At 50.4% G+C, this 17,831-nt stretch carries 15 protein-coding genes; 8 read left to right on the top strand and 7 right to left on the bottom strand.

Features of this window, described 5'->3' with window-relative positions:
- Position 1 precedes the first annotated feature (1 nt).
- From dxs to IE074_RS03385, 3 genes are read right to left on the bottom strand one after another with little or no spacing between them, the layout of a single operon-like run.
- Positions 2-1,870: a 1-deoxy-D-xylulose-5-phosphate synthase gene (dxs, locus tag IE074_RS03375; RefSeq protein WP_189384046.1), complete on the bottom strand. Its 1,869-nt coding sequence runs from the start codon at positions 1,868-1,870 to the stop codon at positions 2-4.
- A gap of 14 nt (positions 1,871-1,884) precedes the next feature.
- Entirely contained in the window at positions 1,885-2,799 is a 915-nt protein-coding gene (locus IE074_RS03380; RefSeq protein WP_189384047.1) for a polyprenyl synthetase family protein, read from the bottom strand.
- Between the two features lie 3 nt (positions 2,800-2,802).
- Entirely contained in the window at positions 2,803-3,051 is a 249-nt protein-coding gene (locus tag IE074_RS03385) for an exodeoxyribonuclease VII small subunit (protein WP_189384048.1), read from the bottom strand.
- 258 nt (positions 3,052-3,309) lie between these two features.
- On the opposite strand from IE074_RS03385, the gene IE074_RS03390 reads away from it, so the two are divergent.
- Positions 3,310-4,452, top strand: a complete 1,143-nt coding sequence (locus IE074_RS03390) for an aromatic ring-hydroxylating oxygenase subunit alpha (RefSeq protein WP_189384049.1) — start codon at positions 3,310-3,312, stop codon at positions 4,450-4,452.
- Between the two features lie 98 nt (positions 4,453-4,550).
- On the opposite strand, the gene IE074_RS03395 is transcribed toward IE074_RS03390, so the two are convergent.
- Complete coding sequence (locus IE074_RS03395; protein WP_189384050.1) at positions 4,551-5,396, bottom strand: sulfurtransferase; 846 nt, start codon at positions 5,394-5,396, stop codon at positions 4,551-4,553.
- Positions 5,397-5,431: 35 nt separating this feature from the next.
- Positions 5,432-6,313 carry a DMT family transporter gene (locus IE074_RS03400; RefSeq protein WP_189384051.1) on the bottom strand — a complete coding sequence of 294 codons (882 nt, stop codon included), beginning with the start codon at positions 6,311-6,313 and terminating at the stop codon, positions 5,432-5,434.
- Positions 6,314-6,507: 194 nt separating this feature from the next.
- Between IE074_RS03400 and htpX the strand changes: the two genes are divergently transcribed.
- A complete protein-coding gene (gene htpX / locus IE074_RS03405; protein ID WP_189384052.1) occupies positions 6,508-7,389 on the top strand; it encodes a protease HtpX in 882 nt (293 codons plus the stop codon).
- Positions 7,390-7,447: 58 nt separating this feature from the next.
- Here htpX and polA read toward each other — a convergent pair whose 3' ends face one another.
- Positions 7,448-10,168, bottom strand: coding sequence for a DNA polymerase I (gene polA, locus IE074_RS03410; RefSeq protein ID WP_189384053.1), 2,721 nt, complete (start codon positions 10,166-10,168; stop codon positions 7,448-7,450).
- On the opposite strand from polA, the gene IE074_RS03415 reads away from it, so the two are divergent.
- Positions 10,167-10,835 carry an LOG family protein gene (locus tag IE074_RS03415; RefSeq protein WP_189384054.1) on the top strand — a complete coding sequence of 223 codons (669 nt, stop codon included), beginning with the start codon at positions 10,167-10,169 and terminating at the stop codon, positions 10,833-10,835. The two genes, polA and IE074_RS03415, sit on opposite strands and share 2 nt — an antisense overlap.
- Positions 10,836-10,886: 51 nt before the next feature.
- Here IE074_RS03415 and IE074_RS03420 read toward each other — a convergent pair whose 3' ends face one another.
- A complete protein-coding gene (locus IE074_RS03420) occupies positions 10,887-11,165 on the bottom strand; it encodes a hypothetical protein (protein WP_189384055.1) in 279 nt (92 codons plus the stop codon).
- 190 nt (positions 11,166-11,355) lie between these two features.
- On the opposite strand from IE074_RS03420, the gene IE074_RS03425 reads away from it, so the two are divergent.
- From IE074_RS03425 to IE074_RS03445, 5 genes are all read left to right on the top strand, one after another.
- On the top strand, positions 11,356-12,081 hold the full coding sequence (locus IE074_RS03425) for a helix-turn-helix transcriptional regulator (protein WP_189384056.1): 726 nt from the start codon (positions 11,356-11,358) through the stop codon (positions 12,079-12,081).
- Between the two features lie 158 nt (positions 12,082-12,239).
- Entirely contained in the window at positions 12,240-14,897 is a 2,658-nt protein-coding gene (gene leuS / locus IE074_RS03430) for a leucine--tRNA ligase (protein ID WP_189384057.1), read from the top strand.
- 7 nt (positions 14,898-14,904) lie between these two features.
- Complete coding sequence (locus IE074_RS03435; protein WP_189384058.1) at positions 14,905-15,486, top strand: LPS-assembly lipoprotein LptE; 582 nt, start codon at positions 14,905-14,907, stop codon at positions 15,484-15,486.
- A gap of 1 nt (position 15,487) precedes the next feature.
- Positions 15,488-16,540 (top strand): DNA polymerase III subunit delta, encoded by a 1,053-nt coding sequence (gene holA, locus IE074_RS03440; protein WP_189384059.1) that lies wholly within the window; start codon positions 15,488-15,490, stop codon positions 16,538-16,540.
- A 22-nt stretch (positions 16,541-16,562) separates the two neighbouring features.
- On the top strand, positions 16,563-17,825 hold the full coding sequence (locus IE074_RS03445) for a glutamate-5-semialdehyde dehydrogenase (protein WP_189384060.1): 1,263 nt from the start codon (positions 16,563-16,565) through the stop codon (positions 17,823-17,825).
- Positions 17,826-17,831: the final 6 nt, after the last annotated feature.

Raw genomic sequence — 17,831 nt, forward strand, 5'->3', positions numbered from 1 at the left:
CCTAAGTAATATTCAAAACGGATTTAAAACGTGCGTGGATTGCCGCCTCGATTCCGTCAGAATCAAGACCCACACTTTTCAAGAGCGCAGCCTGATCACCGTGATCAATAAAGCGATCAGGCAAGCCAAGCTGCAAAATGGGTTTGCAAAGTCCAAACGCGCTCATGAACTCTGCAACAGCGCTACCTGCGCCCCCCATTACACTACCTTCTTCCAGTGTTACAAATACCTCATGTGATGCCGCTAACTGTTTGATCAGCTCTGCATCAATGGGCTTTACAAAACGCATGTCAACCAGCGTTGCATTCAATTTTTCAGCAACCGGCAAGGCCGCATGCAGCAAAGGCCCAAAAGCCAGGATAGCCAAACGTGTACCCTCACGGCGCACCAGCCCCTTGCCTAATGTTACCGGATCCAGGGTATCACTGACACTTGCCCCCACGCCCGCTCCCCTGGGATAACGTACGGACGCCGGCCCTTTATAGTGGTAACAGGTGTTCAGCAACAAACGCGCCTCATTTTCATCCGAGGGGACCGCCACCACCATATTGGGAATACAACGCAAAAATGCAATATCATAGTTACCGGCATGGGTGGCACCGTCGGCTCCCACCAGTCCCGCACGGTCAAGTGCAAAAGTAACATCAAGATTTTGCAGGGCAACATCGTGAATAAGCTGATCATACCCCCTTTGCAGAAAAGTGGAATAAATAGCCAGGACCGGTTTAAGGCCTTCACAGGCAATACCGGCCGCAAAAGTGACCGAATGCTGTTCGGCAATGCCCACATCGAAGTAACGGGCCGGAAACCGTTTTTCAAACTCGACCATACCGCTGCCTTCCCGCATGGCAGGCGTGATACCAACCAGCTTTTCATCTTGCGAGGCCATATCGCACAACCAATGCCCAAAAACCTGGGTAAATGTTTGCTTGCCGGGCTTGGACGGTTTCTGGATACCCACTTCAGGGTCAAATTTACCAGGCCCGTGATACAGGATGGGATCGGCTTCGGCCAGTTTATAACCCTGCCCTTTTTTGGTTACCACATGCAGGAATTGCAGACCGCCCATTTGACGCAGGTTTTGCAAGGTCGGCACCAGGGCATCCAGATCATGACCATCTATGGGGCCCACATAATTAAAGCCGAACTCTTCAAACCAGGTGGCCGAACCCAATATGCCTTTGGCATGCCCTTTCACTTTACGGGCCATTTCCATGACAGGAGCGGGAAACTGCCCCAACACCGCCTTGCCCACACTGCGGGCTTCCTGATAAAGCGTACCCGACAATAATCTGGCCAGATACTTGTTAAGCGCCCCAACCGGAGGGGAAATGGACATATCGTTATCGTTGAGGATAACCAGCAAATTAATCCCGGGGGTGACACCGGCATTGTTCAACGCTTCATAGGCCATGCCTGCCGTCATGGAACCATCACCGATAACGGCAATATGCTGGCGCTCTATTTGCAGATTACGCGAAGCCACGGCCATACCCAAGGCAGCCGAAATGGACGTGGAAGAATGAGCGGTGCCAAAAGCGTCGTATTCTGATTCGCTACGCTTGGGAAAACCGGAAATACCGCCTTCCTGGCGTAAATGCGCCATACCCTCACGTCGACCGGTAAGGATTTTATGCGGGTAAGATTGATGCCCGACATCCCAGATGATCCGGTCATGCGGCGTATTAAACACATAATGAAGTGCAAGCGTAAGCTCTACCGTTCCAAGATTGGACGACAGGTGACCACCGGTTTTTGATACCGAACGAATAATAAAAGACCGAAGCTCGCCGGCCGCCTGCTCAAGCTCCGGGCGGCTTAGTTTTCTGACATCATCGGGAACGTTGAGCTTTTCTAGAAAATTTGACATTAATACGCTTCACATCAATAACTGCGGTGAATAATGAAATCGGCCAACTCTTTGAGTCGAATAGCAGAATCACCTAATGGTTTAATGGCCTCGATGGCCACTTCATACAATTTCCGGGCAAAATCCCGGGACTCTTCAAGACCCATGATTGAGACATAGGTGGGCTTGTTTTCATCAGCATCCTTGCCCGCCGTTTTACCCAGGCCTTCGGTATCAACCGTGACATCAAGAATATCATCAACAATCTGAAAGGCCAAACCAATGGCAGAACCGTAGGTTTCCAGTGCACGTCTGGTTTCAGAGGTGGCACCGGTAACAATAGCACCCAGCAAAACACTGCCTTCGATAAGCGCGCCCGTTTTCAGGCGATGCATGAACTGCAGCTGCTCAAGGGTCAGCGTCTGGTTGACACTGGCCAGATCTATCGCCTGGCCACCCACCATACCCAGACTCCCGGCCACTCGCCCAAGCACCTGTACGGCCTGCACCACCAAAGCGGGTGCCACCGGCATTTGCGCAAGCTCGGAAAAAGCCAGCGGTTGCAGGGCATCACCTGCCAGCATCGCGGTAGCCTCACCAAACCGCACATGCACGGTAGGCTGCCCCCTGCGCAAGACATCATCATCCATGCAAGGCAAATCATCATGAATCAGTGAGTAAGCATGAATCAGCTCTACTGCCGCGGCAGCCTTGTCAAGCGCATGGCTGTAAGAATCTATCGCAACGCCCTGTTGCAGGGCAGCCCTGCCTGCAGCATATACCAGTGTGGCACGAATTCTTTTGCCACCACCCAGCGTGGCATAGCGCATGGCCTCGTGCAATTCAACAGGCACCTCGTTAGCGCCAGGAAGCGCCTTTTCAAGTGCCGCCTCCACATTGTTGACACAGGCTGCAAGCCAATCCTGAAAATGCATTGAACCTGTACTCATTGCTTATTCAACCTCGATTTGTACAGGACGCAACAAATTATTCTGAAGCACCTGAACCTGTTGTTCAGCGGCATCCAGACGTTCCTGGCAGACCCGCGCCAGTGCCACCCCTCTTTCGTAGGCCTGTAAAGATGCCTCCAGGGAAAGCACATCGCTTTCCATTGACTGCACAATTTCTTCAAGCTCTTTCAGGGCAGACTCAAAATCCTTTGGCAAATCAAGGACATCCAGTTTTTCGGTTGATTCTGACAAGGGGCACTCCAGAAAAATTCAAATAATCCGGTATTGTACGAAATCATCGCCTGGCAAGGGCCATATTTTAATAGTTTTACGTATTTTTCAATCCGCACCGCTTTTACAAACCGTAAAAAATAATAATCGCCATCACCTTTTTAATATTAAGGCATTGAATTTTCGGTACAATTTAATAATACATTTTATTTCAACAATTTGCCGGCTCATGACCCTTGGTGAGGCGGCTTTATTTTTTTTATGCGGGGGATCCACAAAATGTCAGCCATTGCATCCATGCAGCATGTTGAACCGGCACAAACCCAATTACCGGTACATGTCTATTTTGACGAGAATGTCTTTGCCAGGGAACAAGAGCAAATCTTCAAACAATCTGCCTGTTACGTTGGTAACGAAAAAATGGTACCCGATTCAGGAGACTGGAGAACCCTGGCTCAGGAACAGGCCGGGCGAATTCTGGTTCGCAACAAAAATGGCCCTGAACTGTTATCCAACGTTTGCCGCCACCGCCAGGCCATTATGCTGGGTGGCGAAGCCGGCAATGTAACCGGCGCCGTCAAAAATCATGGCAACTTGCAAGCAAACGGTGGCAATATTGTCTGCCCCCTGCACCGCTGGACTTATGACAACCAGGGAACTTTGCTGGGCGCCCCGCAATTTAACCAAAAACCCTGCAAGAATCTGCAAAAATTTCCACTTTCAAACTGTCATGGCTTGCTTTTTGAAGGCCCGCGCGACCCCGCGACAGACCTTGCCAGGCTTTTTGCCAAGCCCGAATTCGATTTCTCTGATTACGTCCTTGACCATGTGGAAGTGCATGAATGCAACTATAACTGGAAAACCTTCATTGAAGTCTACCTTGAAGATTACCATGTTGCGCCTTTCCATCCCGGACTGGGCAAATTCGTTACCTGTGATGATCTCGACTGGGAGTTTGGAGACTGGTTCAGCGCACAGCATGTAGGCATCCATCAGGCGCTGGCCAATCCCGGCTCCGGGGTCTATAAAAAGTGGCACGATGAACTGCTCAAGTTCCGCCAGGGCCAGAAACCAGACTTTGGTGCCATCTGGGTCACTTACTATCCCACACATATGATAGAACTTTACCCCCATGTACTGGTTTTATCCACGCTATACCCGGTCAGTCCACAAAAAACCGTCAATATCGTCGAATTTTACTATCCTGAAGAAATTGCCATGTTTGAGCGTGATTTTATTGAAGCCCAGAGGGCTGCCTATATGGAAACTGCCATTGAAGATGATGAAATTGCCGAACGCATGGATGCGGGCAGACTGGCCCTGCACAAACGTAACACCAGTGAAACAGGCCCTTACCAGTCTCCGATGGAAGATGGCATGCGGCATTTTCATGAATGGTACAACCGCATCATGAATAATTAATTTGCCGGCCGCAGCCCTATTACGTCAAACCTACAATAAACACGCCCTTGAAAGGAAAACGCTTTCAAGGGCGTGTTTAATATTGGCGCATTTAATGGCTAGCCAACCGCAACAGGCCGGGAACTGTCACTACACCACTCGCTCCAAGATCCAGGGTAAAGCGCAGAACCCGTCAGGCCCGCCACCTCCATGGCCAGCAGGTTATGGCAGGCGCTAATACCCGAACCGCATTGATGAATGATCTTTTCAGGCGTTTGCTTGCCAAGCAGTTCTGCAAAATCGGATTCAAGCTCCTGAACAGGACGAAAGAAACCATCGCTATCCAGATTGCGGGAAAATGGCCAATTGATTGCCCCGGGAATATGTCCGGCAACAGGATCAATGGTTTCATTTTCCCCTCGAAAACGATTTTCAGCACGCGCATCAATGACTGTAAAAACAGGCTGCCTGATATTAGCCAACACGGCATTGGCATCGACCACAGCCATGGAAGTGCTTCCCGCCCCCCACACGACGGGCGAACGCGGCGCCGGTTTTTCACGTTCAATATCACCGCTAATCTGGCCCCAGGCACTCCAGCCTCCATTAAGCACTCTTACCTTGGTGCAACCCGCCCACCGTAACATCCACCATAAATGAGCGGCAAACATACTGTCCCTGGCATCATAGACCACAATATTTGCCTGGGGGCCAATCCCCAGGTTGCCTAATAGCCGGATAAAATCCTCACGATCGGGCAAGGGGTGCCGCCCATTCTTTCCTGTTTTGGGGCCGCATAGATCAATCTCATGATCAAGAAAAATAGCGCCCGGAATATGCCCCTCGAGATATTGTTCCCTGCCCAGTTGATGATTACCCAGATCATGCCTTGCATCCAGCAGGATCAGGGCATCATCATCGCTTAGTAAGTCTTGCAGCTCGAGTGCTGAAATTAAGGGTTCCACTTTCTTGCTCCAGATAATTCAAAAAATGATCAGATTCAGGCACCAGCCCTGTTTTTTCCAGATCTGGCGGCTTCTGCCAATTGCATGGTTCTCCAGGCAGACAGCAATCCGGCCAGAATAATCAGCCCCATGCCTATCCAGGCCAATAAATCGGGGATATCGCCCCAGAAAACAATACCAAGTATAGCCGCAAATATAATCGTGCTGTATTGCAAAGCCGCTGTCAGGATTGGAGAACCCTGACCAAAAGCCCGGGTAAGGGCAAGCTGGCCAATCAATCCGCTAACGCCCACGCCAAACAGCGCCAGCCAGGTTGTCAGGGTTGGAGCACCATAGCCGTGCGCTTTCAGCCCCAGGAAGCCGGTTAACACCACAATCAGGGAAAAATAGAAAACGGTTCTCCAGATAGGCTCACCAATCGCTCCGAGCTCTTTGATTTGCAACATGGCAATGCCGGCAAAGGCACCCGACATCAAACCCAGCGAAGCAGCAAACCACTGGTCTTCGGTAATGGTGGGACGCAACACCAGCAACACCCCCATAAAACCAAGAATCACAGCCAGCAGGCGCATGGAATCTTTCGGACCCTTATGGGTAAAAAACAAAAAACAGGCAATAAACAGTGGAGACGTATAGTTGAGGCTGGTACTGGTTGATAACGGCAAGACGGAATAGCCATAGAAACCCATCCACATGGCCGTTACGCCAAACAAGTTACGTAAAACATGCAATTTAACGCTTTTCGGCTTCAGGGACTGGTGACTTAGCAACGCCCACAACACAATCGCGACAATGGAGGGCAAACCACGGGCTATCACGATAAGGGCCAGGGTTGAACCCGTCTCATAAGACAGCTTGATACAAGCCCCCATGATGGCGAACATAAATGCCGCCAGAAGCATCCATAACGATTGCATAGCCTTTCTGACCTTAAAGGAACATTCTGAAATAAGAAAATCATCATTCTATACCCAAGGCCACTTTAAATAACGGGAATTCACCTTATATAATTATTAAACAAATCAATATTGCTGTATTAATCATTTTATTTAAACTATATTATGATGCAGCCCATTTCCGAAAACAGTTAGATTTAAAGGCTTAACCCCTTATGAAACGCATTTTTTTATTTCTTATGACCAACCTGGCCGTAATGGTTGTGCTAAGTGTCACGTTAAATATCCTGGGCATTAACCGCTTCATCACTGCCAACGGTCTGGATATGACGCAATTGCTCGCATTTTCAGCGGTTGTCGGTTTCACCGGCTCCATCATCTCGCTACTTATTAGCAAACCCATGGCAAAATGGAGCACCGGTGCCCGTGTCATTAACCCGGCCTCCCCCGCCAACAGCACCGAAGCCTGGCTGGTTGATACCGTTCACCAATTGGCCGACCGCGCCGGCATTGGCCATCCTGAAGTTGCCATTTATGAAGGCGAGCCCAATGCTTTTGCCACCGGCGCCTTCAAGAATGATGCACTGGTAGCCGTTTCCACCGGTTTGCTCAACAGCATGACAGAAGAAGAAGTCGCCGCCGTTCTGGGGCACGAAGTGGCACACGTGGCCAACGGTGACATGGTTACCCTTACCCTTATTCAGGGTGTCGTCAACACCTTTGTGGTCTTCCTGTCACGTGTTGTGGGTTATGTCGTTGACCGGGTCATCCTCAAAAACGAGCGTGATGTGGGTATTGGCTATTACATTTCCGTGATCGTCTGTGAGATTGTCTTTGGCATACTGGCTTCCATCATTGTTGCCTGGTTCTCCCGCCAGCGTGAATACCGCGCCGATGCCGGCGCCGCACAACTCATGGGCTCGGCCGATCCCATGATTCATGCCCTGGCCCGTCTGGGAGGCCTTACTCCCGGCGAACTGCCCCAGCAATTGAACGCCTCGGGCATCAGCGGCAAAGTGAATGTGGCTGCCCTGTTCTCTACCCATCCGCCTATCGAGCACCGCATCAATGCCTTGCGTGCCAGGGTTGTCCAATAATCACCCGCCCTATCACGCTTTGGGTGCAACCGTACCCAAAGCGTTTGCTACTGTCTATTCAATGGGCCTGCTCCCAATTCGGGCCCATCCCTACCTCAGCCACCAGGGGCACCTTCAATTCCGCCACACCGCACATAAGTTCAGGCAACCTGGATTTAACCAAGTCAACCTCATCCTGGGGTACCTCCAAGACCAATTCGTCATGCACCTGCATGATAATCATGGTTTTCAGGCCTTCCTTTTCAATCCATTCCTGCACGGCCACCATGGCCATTTTAATCAGGTCTGCCGCCGTGCCCTGCATGGGTGCATTAATCGCCGCCCTTTCCGCAGCAGCTTTACGCGGACCTTTGGCGCCCTTGATTTCAGGCAACCATAAACGGCGGCCAAAAACGGTTTCCACATACCCCTGTTCATTGGCCTTGGCCCGGGTAAGGTTCATATAAGTGGCCACACCCGGATAGCGTTCAAAATAACGGTCAATGTAAGATTGCGCCGCATCACGGGTAATACCCAGATTGCTGGCCAATCCAAATGCACCCATTCCGTAAATCAGGCCAAAGTTAATGGCCTTGGCGGCACGGCGCTGCTCGGCGCTCACTTCTTCCAGCGGCACACCAAATACCTCAGAGGCGGTTGCCCGGTGAATATCCTTGCCTTGGGCAAAAGCCAATTGCAGGCTGGCATCATCTGACACATGCGCCATCACCCGCAACTCAATTTGTGAGTAGTCAGCCGACATGATGACGCCCCCTTTTTCGGGCACAAAAGCGGTCCTTACCTTGCGCCCCTCTTCGGTGCGCACCGGAATATTCTGCAAGTTGGGGTCGGAAGAAGCCAGGCGCCCTGTAATGACGGCAGCCTGCGCATAATTGGTATGCACCCGTCCCGTTCTGGGGTTGATCATTTTGGGCAGTTTGTCGGTATAAGTGGATTTAAGCTTGGCCAGCCCACGGTACTCAAGCAAGGTAGCTGGCAGCGGGTAATCCTGGGCCAGTTTGGTTAATACTTCTTCATCGGTTGAAGGCGCACCCTTGGGCGTTTTGCGGATAACCGGCAACTGCATGCGCTCAAACAAAATCTCGGCCAGCTGTTTGGGCGAGTTCAGGTTAAACGGCTGGCCTGCCAGTTCATAGGCCTTGTTTTCCAGCTCCACCAGCTTCTGGCCAATTTCGTGGCTTTGCTGCTGCAAGGCTTTTTCGTTAATTTTAACGCCATTGCGCTCAATCTTGGCCAGCACTTCGGACACCCACATTTCAAGCCTGTAAATCCGGTCCAACCCTTCTTCGGCCACCACCAACGGGTGCATCAGGCCAGCCAGCTGCAAGGTGAAGTCGGTATCTTCGCAGGCATAGAAAGAAGCTTTTTCAATGTCGACTTCATCAAAACCGATCTGGCGGGCTCCCTTGCCACATAAATCGGTGTAGTCCACCCCTTTTCTGCCCAGATAACGCTGCGCCAGATCTTGCATGCCAACACTGCGGTGTGATTCAAGCACGTATGCCATCAGCATGGTGTCATCCTGTATACCTTTCAGCTTAATACCTTCATTGGCAAATACATGCGTGTCATATTTGGCATTTTGCAGCACCTTGGCCGCACTGTCATCCTCAAGCCATGGCCTTAGCTTTTCAAGCACCATGGTTTTATCCAGTTGTTGGGCCAACATATTCCCTTTATGGGCCAGAGGAATATACCAACCTTGCCCGGGGTGAATTGACATGGAAGTTCCCACCAGCGATGCCATCATCGGGTCCAGCGAGGTGGTTTCGGTATCCAGTGCCACCAACGAAGCGGCCTGGATCTGCTTCAGGCAGTCTTCCAGCAATTCGGGGGTATCCACCGTCACGTAATCAACGGTTTCAGGTGTCTCGGGAATATCATGGGCCACCCTGGCATCCTGTTGTGGCACTGCCTGGGCATCACCGGTCAACTCGCGCAACCAGGTCCGGAAACCGAAATGATCGAAAATTTCCCTGAGTGTTTCCGGATCCTGTGGCTTGCGCGCCAGATCAGACATGTCTGAAAAGAAATCATCAATTTCGCAGTCGCGCTTGATGGTAATCAGCTGACGGGTAAGCGCAAAATTGGGGATATTTTCACGCAGGTTATTGCCAACAACTCCTTTGATTTTATCGGCATTTTCAACCAGGTTATCAAGAGAGCCATATTCGTTCAACCACTTGACAGCGGTTTTCGGCCCCACTTTAGGCACACCAGGCACGTTATCCACCGAATCGCCAATCAGCATCAGATAATCAATAATCTGCTCAGGCAACACGCCAAACTTGCTTTTTACCCCTTCCACGTCCAGCGTTTCATTGGTCATGGTATTAACGATACTGACATGTCCATTGACCAGTTGGGCGATATCCTTATCCCCCGTTGAAATAATGGTATTGACATCATTTTGTGTGGCAATTTCTGCTAAAGTGGCAATAATGTCATCTGCCTCGACCCCGGGTTTTGCAATCACAGGCCATCCCATGGCACTAATGGCCTTGTGAATAGGTTCTATTTGCAAAGCCAGATCGTCAGGCATGGGAGGTCGGTGCCCTTTGTAGTCAGGATATAAATCATCACGAAATGTTTTGCCTTTCGCATCAAAAATGCAGGCAACATAATCAGCCTGATAGTCTTGGTTTATTTTGCGCATCATATTGATGACACCATAAATTGCGCCGGTAGGCTCACCCAATGCATTTCTTAAATCAGGCATTGCATGGAAAGCCCGGTACAAATAGCTAGATCCATCAACAAGTAATAAGGTTTTTTTCATGTCAGTAACAAAAACAACGACCATCCAGGAACAAATCAGGGAAATTTCTGCTGAGTTACAAGATGCCGCCAATCATTTAAAAGATATTTCAGCAGCTGTAAGTATATTCGGAAGTGCCCGCACAAAAACAGATTCTCCCTACTATCATAAAACGATTGAGATCAGCCAAAAACTGGCACAAGCCGGGTTCAGCATTATTTCAGGGGGTGGTCCCGGCATTATGGAGGCCGCCAACAAGGGCTGTTTTGAAGCGGGTGGCACCAGCATTGGGCTCAATATCAAGCTGCCACATGAACAGTCAGACAATCCCTTCCAGTCACAAAGCATTTACTTCAAATATTTCGTTTCAAGGAAAACCACATTTTTCATGAACAGCTCGGGCTACATCATTTTGCCTGGCGGTTTCGGCACCCTTGACGAACTCTTCGAAGCACTTACCCTGATTCAAACCCGGAAAGCCCATAAAGCGCCGATTATTTTTGTCGGATCCGAATTCTGGGACGGCCTGCTGCAATGGATAAAAAAACAATTGCTGGAAAATCACTACATTTCATCCAACGATATTAATCTGTTCGTGGTTGAAGACGACCCTGGACGCATCGTTGAGCATATTCAGGCCCATCATCAAAAAAACCAGGAAGAAGAATTTCAACTTGGTCTTTGTTAATGACGGAATCCGGGCATTCCCTGAGTTAAAAGACGCCTGGCCGGGCGTTTTTTAATTTGCAGCAGCAGTTTGACCACCGGTTTCTGCTCGTGGCGGACGACAGACGACATAAGCAACCGGCACGTCTTCCTGTCTTATTTCGCTCTCCATCATCCTCCCCGACCATGTATTGACACAACTGTCTGTCATTTTTTTCAGGCAAACACTTTCATTCTGGTGACATGGAAGAACCAGGTGGACGTCGGTTCTTTCATATAAAACAGAACCGCTGCCGCATGCCGTTAACAAAACAAGCGTCACCCAGGCAACCAGGGCTTTGATCAATTGCACTTTCTCTCCCCCATTTATTTTCCTGAACAGAAAAATCATTTTCATATAAACCATTGATTGTTTTCAATTCAATTTATTTTTTGAAATAAATCAAATAAACGCACATTATCGCGCTCATATCCCTGCTCGCAAGCTACCATTAACAAAAATTAACCACGCGTAACATATATTATCAGCAAGAGAAATAAAAATGATAGCCGATCAAAGCCTTGATGCTGCTTTTAATCCACTTAGCAAAGCAGAGCAACTCGCGTTTTTAAAGCAATCACTGCAAAGTACCGGTTTTGAATATTATGTTTATATTGAAAACCTGCCTTTTCCCTTTAACGATGGCGAATCGCAATTCCTGTGCGCCAGCAACCTGCCGCATTCAAGACTGAAAAGCCTGCAGGATGGCATTACGTTAAAGAACAATCCGCTGGCCTGCATCAACAATAACTCACCGGCCCATTACAAAAAATTTGAATGGAACAAACATGACCTTTCCAATCCTCCTGAACTGATCAGGCTGTTTAAAGACTTTACACAATTACATGGCCTGCATTTTCCATACCAGAATATTTCTGGCAGCAAAAATAATTCCCTGACCCTGCTCAGGACCCGCCATCAGGTTTCCATGAAGGAAATAAAGCAAAATCTGTTCCACCTCAGGCATCTGGTTTTTTCAGCCCGCTATTTGGTCAGGCAAAACCTGGTCAGCCATTATTTGAACACAATGCATCCAACCCTGCCACCACGGCAAATGGAAATAAGCCGATGCATCGTCGCAGACATGACCAATAACGATATCGCCAACCTCCTTCAGATCAAAAACGGAACCGTCACCTATCACGTTAGACAAATTCTCAGGAATACAAAATCCAATCGCCGGACTTCTGGCGCTTTCAAGGCCCTGTTACCGGAACTGATCACCTAGATTCCCTCCGCCTTTGGAAGCGCTGCCCGCAACCACTCCAATGCCCGTTTATTTCTATTCGATCCCGAGTAACAAAACAACCTACTTCAATCTGTAAAGACTTATAATAGTACGTTTAACGGGATTTATCCCTGGCCCATTTTTTACCGCAAAAAGTCATGTTGGAACAATATAACCCACTGGAAGTAGAACAAAACGCTCAACGCAACTGGCAAGACACCGATGCCTATCTGGTAACCGAGCATGCCAAAGACAGCAATGGAAACGACAAACCCAAGTTTTATGCCTGCTCAATGCTACCCTACCCTAGCGGCAAGTTGCATATGGGTCATGTCCGCAACTACACCATCAACGACATGATGGCACGCCAGCTGCGCATGCGCGGATTCAACGTACTAATGCCCATGGGCTGGGACGCTTTTGGCATGCCGGCCGAAAATGCCGCCATCAAATCTAAAGTCCCTCCCGCAAAATGGACCTACGACAACATTGCCTACATGAAAAAACAAATGCAGGCAATGGGGCTGGCCATTGACTGGTCACGCGAAATGTGTGCCTGCGACCCCGATTACTACAAGTGGAACCAATGGTTCTTCCTGAAAATGCTTGAAAAAGGCATTGCTTACCGTAAAACCCAAACCGTTAACTGGGACCCGGTAGACAATACCGTCCTGGCCAATGAGCAGGTTATTGACGGGCGCGGCTGGCGCTCGGGCGCACTGGTTGAAAAACGTGAAATTCCCGGTTACTACCTGCGCATTACCGACTACGCCGAAGAACTGCTGCACGAAGTCAAGCACAACTTGCCCGGCTGGCCCGAGCGCGTACGCCTGATGCAGGAAAACTGGATTGGCAAAAGCGAAGGTATCCGTTTTGCCTTTACCCATGACATCAAAAACAATGAAGGCCAGCTTATTCAGGATGGCCGCATGTACGTGTTCACCACCCGCCCCGATACCATCATGGGCGTCACCTTCTGTGCGGTTGCCCCCGAGCACCCGCTGGCAAGCCATGCCGCGCAAAACAATCCTGCCCTGGCGGCCTTTATCGAAGCATGCAAGCTGGGTGGCACGACCGAAGTCGAAATGGCAACGCGTGAAAAAGAAGGGTTACCGACAGGTCTGTTTGTAACGCACCCTATTACCCATGAACAGATTGAAATCTGGGTGGGCAACTATGTCCTCATGAGCTACGGTGATGGCGCCGTCATGGGCGTACCCGCCCACGATGAACGAGACTTCGCTTTTGCGCTTAAATACCGGTTGCCTATCAAACAGGTCATCTCGGTTCAAGACAAATCCTACTCTACCGAACAATGGCAGGAATGGTATGCCGACAAACAAAACGGCATTGTCATCAACTCAGGCCAGTTCGACGGTCTTAACTACCAACAGGCCGTCGATGCCGTCGCCAACGAGCTTTCCGGTAAAGGTCTGGGTGAAAAACAAACCACCTGGCGCCTGCGCGACTGGGGCATCTCCCGCCAGCGTTACTGGGGCACACCCATTCCCATCATCCACTGCGCAGACTGCGGTCCGGTTCCCGTACCCGAAAAAGACCTTCCGGTAAAACTGCCCGAAGAACTGATTCCCGATGGCAGTGGCAACCCGCTTAACAAACACGAAGCATTCCTGTCCTGCTCCTGCCCCAAATGCGGCAAGCCGGCCCGTCGCGAAACCGATACCATGGATACCTTCATCGACTCTTCCTGGTACTTCATGCGGTACACATCACCGGGCAACAACAATGCCATGGTTGATGCCCGCAATGACTATTGGATGCCAATGGACCAATACATTGGTGGCATCGAGCACGCCGTGCTGCATTTGCTGTATGCGCGCTTCTGGACCAAAGCCATGCGCGACATCGGCCTGCTAAATTTTGACGAACCCTTCAAGAAACTGCTTTGCCAGGGTATGGTGCTTAACCACATCTATTCTCGCAAAAACGAAAAAGGCGGGATAGAATATTTCTGGCCCGAAGAGGTTGAAAATGTCTACAACGACAAAGGCAGCATTATTGGCGCCCGTCTGATCAAAGACAATTCAGCGGTAGAGTACGGCGGCATTGGCACCATGTCAAAATCCAAAAACAACGGTGTAGACCCGCAAGCCCTTATCGACACCCTTGGTGCCGATACCGCCCGCCTGTTTGTCATGTTCACCAGCCCCCCCGAGCAAACACTGGAATGGTCCGATTCAGGGGTGGAAGGCTCGCACCGGTTCCTTAAGCGACTGTGGGCCATGGCTTATAACCACAAAGAAATTATTGCCCGTGCCCCTGCCTCTGTCCCCGACTGGAGCAACGCTCCCAAAGCCGTCAAAGAATTACGTCGAACCGCCTATTCGCTGCTGAAGCAGGCCAATTACGATTACGAGCGTATTCAATACAACACGGTGGTTTCCGCCAACATGAAACTGCTGAACGCCATTGAAGACGCCAAACTCGAAGCCGGTCCCGAAGCCGATGCCGCCATCAAGGAAGTAATCAGCATTCTGCTGCGCATGCTTTATCCAGTGGTTCCTCATATTACCTGGCATCTCTGGAATGAACTGGGTTATGCCCAACATGACGGAGACCTGCTGGATGCACCATGGCCGGAACTTGACGAACAGGCCCTGATTGCCGATGAAATTGAAATGATGCTGCAAATCAATGGAAAACTGCGCGGCTCGGTTAACGTACCTAACGGAGCCCCCAAGGAAGACATTGAAAAACTGGCAATGGCACATCATTCAGTAGAGAAATTCCTTGAAGGCCGTGCGCCCAAAAGGATCATCATTGTTCCCGGCAAGCTGATCAACATTGTAGGATAAGTAAAAAATGCAGACACAAGCACGCTTCATCTTCCCACATACCAAACGTGTACAACTGTTACTGGCAGCAGGTGTTCTGCTGTGTCTGCTCATTGCCGGCTGCGGCTTTAAAATGCGCGGTCCCACACCGCTGCCCTTTACCACGCTGTATACCAATATCCCGCAAAACTCGGCCTTTGGCTCAAGAGTCTGGCGGGCAATCCAGGCCAATTCGCCTGGCACGGTTGTGACTGAAGATGCTGCCCTGGCACAAGCAAAGCTGATTCAGGAGGATTTTAGCCGCTCACGGCGTGAGGTTTCCCTGGACGCCCAGGGTAAGGTCGAGGAATACGAACTCAACCTGGTTCTGACCTTCAGCATGACAGACAGTCATGGCAATGAACTGATCCCAACCTCACGGATTGAGGCCACCCGCCAGCTTCCTTATGATGAAGATGACTCGGCGGCCAAACAGGAAGAAATGGCGCAATTGTATGAAGACATGGAAAAAAGCATCGCAGACCGCCTGATCCGTCGCATTACATCCCCGGATGTCATCACGACCTATCTGCAACATAACCCGACGCCGGGTTTTGTACCTGCGCAGTAGTATGGGGCAAACCTTTAATCATGATTCGTTTGCCAGTCACATTATCCAGCCTGCCACCGCGCTGGATACGCTTTATTGTGTGTGCTCCGATGAACTCTTGCTACGCAATGAAACCGTTGACAGCATACGGCAGGCCTGCCGGGATAAAGGTTATAACGAACGAACCAGCCTTATTCTTGACGCCAATGGCAACTGGAGTGCCATTCAGGAATGCACCCAAAGCATCTCCCTGTTTGGCGACCTGAAAATCCTGGAAATCACCATCCCCACCGGCAAACCCGGTAAAACCGGTGCCACGGCACTTATCAATCTTGCCACACAGGTCCAAAAAGGTGAAATCACCGACACCATTATCATTATCAGCCTGCCCAAACTTGACAAGACCACAGCCAAATCCAAATGGGCCCAGCAGTTGCTGGCCACCGCCAGCGTTGTCAATATTGCCAACATCGATCGCCAGCAATTGCCCGCCTGGATCAAACAACGCCTGAAAAAGCAAAACCAGTCTGTCGATGAGGCCACACTTGCCTGGATGACTGACAAAGTGGAAGGCAACCTGTTTGCCGCCCATCAGGAAATCCTTAAGCTGGGCCTGTTATATCCCGAAGGTCAAATCCAGGCAGAAGATATCGAACTGGCCATTCTGGATGTTGCCCGTTACGACGTTTTTTCCCTGTCCAATGCCATGCTTGAAGGCAATGGACAAAGAACGGTCAGAATGATACAGGGACTGAAAGCCGAAGGTGAGGCGCTACCGCTGGTACTGGGTGTCATGACCCGGGAAATACGCACCCTGTACACGTTGGCAAGCGCCCGTCAGCAGGGTGAAAATGTTTCCGGGCTATTCAGGCAATTGTATATTTTTCCGCCACGCGATAAATTAATACGCCAGGCTCTCGAAAGGCTTTCACTAAAACAGTTAATGGGCATGATTCAGCATGCTCATGACATAGACCGCCTTTTCAAAGGCTACCCGGTAAATGGCCGCATGGACGATGCCTGGGAAGAAATTACCCGTCTGGCCTTAAAGGTCGTGAACCCGGCCATTTTATGAATAACAAGGTTGATATTTAACAATGACGCAATCTGTAAATGAACTCATGGAACAAATCGGTGCGCAAGCCCGTAAAGCATCCAAATACATCATGCAAGCCAGTGATGAACAAAAATCCACGGCATTGCGCTTCATGGCGCAGTGCCTGCTTGACAAAGCCGACTATCTGAAGGCTGAAAACGCCAAGGACCTTGAAAATGCCCGTCACAACAACCTTGAACCGGCCCTGCTTGACCGGCTGACCCTTTCTGACAAAGCCATCAACTTAATGGCGACTGGCCTGAACCAAATTGCCGCGATGGCAGATCCGGTAGGCAGTTTAAGTGCAACACGCGTCCTGCCCAATGGTATTAACATCGCCCAAATGCGGGTACCGCTCGGGGTCATTGGCATTATTTACGAATCACGTCCCAACGTAACGATTGATGCAGCCGCGCTTTGCCTGAAGTCCGGCAATGCCACCATCTTGCGTGGCGGCAGCGAAGCCTTTCACTCCAACCTGGCCTTGGGCAATATCATTCGTGAAGGCTTGGCTCACGCCGGCCTGCCCGAAACCGTGGTACAGGTTGTCAGCACCACCGACCGCGCGGCGGTAGGCAAACTGATTACCATGACCGAATACGTGGATGTGATCATTCCCCGGGGTGGCAAAAACCTCATCAAGCGCCTTAGCGAAGAAGCCCGGGTTCCCCTGATCAAACACCTGGACGGAAACTGTCATATTTATATTGACCAGTACGCGGATCCCGAAAAAGCCTTTCAGATTGCACTGCATGCCAAAACATTCCGCTACGGCATTTGTGGCACCATGGAAACCTTGCTGGTGCATGCCAGCATTGCCCAGGATGTATTGCCCCGTCTGGCACAAGCCTATGCCGAACATCAGGTAGAGCTGCGCGGCTGCGAAAAGACCCGCAGCTTCATTCCTGATGCGAAACCGGCTACCGAAGAGGACTGGGATACCGAATACCTGGGACCGATTCTGGCCATCCGCGTGGTAGACAGCCTTGAGCAGGCTATTGATCACATCGCCCGGCACAGTTCGGGCCATACCGAATCCATCATTACTGAACGCATTCACGAAGCTACCCTGTTCCAACGACAGGTTGATTCCAGCTCGGTTTATGTCAATCTGCCTACCGTCTTTGCCGATGGCTTTGAATATGGTCTGGGTGCGGAAATTGGCATTTCCACCAACCGGCTACATGCCCGTGGTCCCGTAGGCCTTGAGGGCCTGACCACCTACAAGTGGGTACTTAACGGTAACGGTCAACTTCGCAAATAAGGGTAA

It is taken from the genome of Advenella faeciporci (assembly GCF_014652395.1).
Classification (GTDB): domain Bacteria; phylum Pseudomonadota; class Gammaproteobacteria; order Burkholderiales; family Burkholderiaceae_B; genus Advenella; species Advenella faeciporci.

Coding starts and splice junctions, on each gene's coding strand:
- IE074_RS03445 (WP_189384060.1), top strand. CDS start 16,563: ATGACGCAATCTGTAAATGAACTCATGGAACAAATCGGTGCGCAAGCC.
- polA (WP_189384053.1), bottom strand. CDS start 10,168: ATGAAAAAAACCTTATTACTTGTTGATGGATCTAGCTATTTGTACCGG.
- leuS (WP_189384057.1), top strand. CDS start 12,240: ATGTTGGAACAATATAACCCACTGGAAGTAGAACAAAACGCTCAACGC.
- htpX (WP_189384052.1), top strand. CDS start 6,508: ATGAAACGCATTTTTTTATTTCTTATGACCAACCTGGCCGTAATGGTT.
- dxs (WP_189384046.1), bottom strand. CDS start 1,870: ATGTCAAATTTTCTAGAAAAGCTCAACGTTCCCGATGATGTCAGAAAA.
- IE074_RS03415 (WP_189384054.1), top strand. CDS start 10,167: ATGTCAGTAACAAAAACAACGACCATCCAGGAACAAATCAGGGAAATT.
- IE074_RS03400 (WP_189384051.1), bottom strand. CDS start 6,313: ATGCAATCGTTATGGATGCTTCTGGCGGCATTTATGTTCGCCATCATG.
- IE074_RS03380 (WP_189384047.1), bottom strand. CDS start 2,799: ATGAGTACAGGTTCAATGCATTTTCAGGATTGGCTTGCAGCCTGTGTC.
- IE074_RS03435 (WP_189384058.1), top strand. CDS start 14,905: ATGCAGACACAAGCACGCTTCATCTTCCCACATACCAAACGTGTACAA.
- holA (WP_189384059.1), top strand. CDS start 15,488: ATGGGGCAAACCTTTAATCATGATTCGTTTGCCAGTCACATTATCCAG.
- IE074_RS03390 (WP_189384049.1), top strand. CDS start 3,310: ATGTCAGCCATTGCATCCATGCAGCATGTTGAACCGGCACAAACCCAA.
- IE074_RS03425 (WP_189384056.1), top strand. CDS start 11,356: ATGATAGCCGATCAAAGCCTTGATGCTGCTTTTAATCCACTTAGCAAA.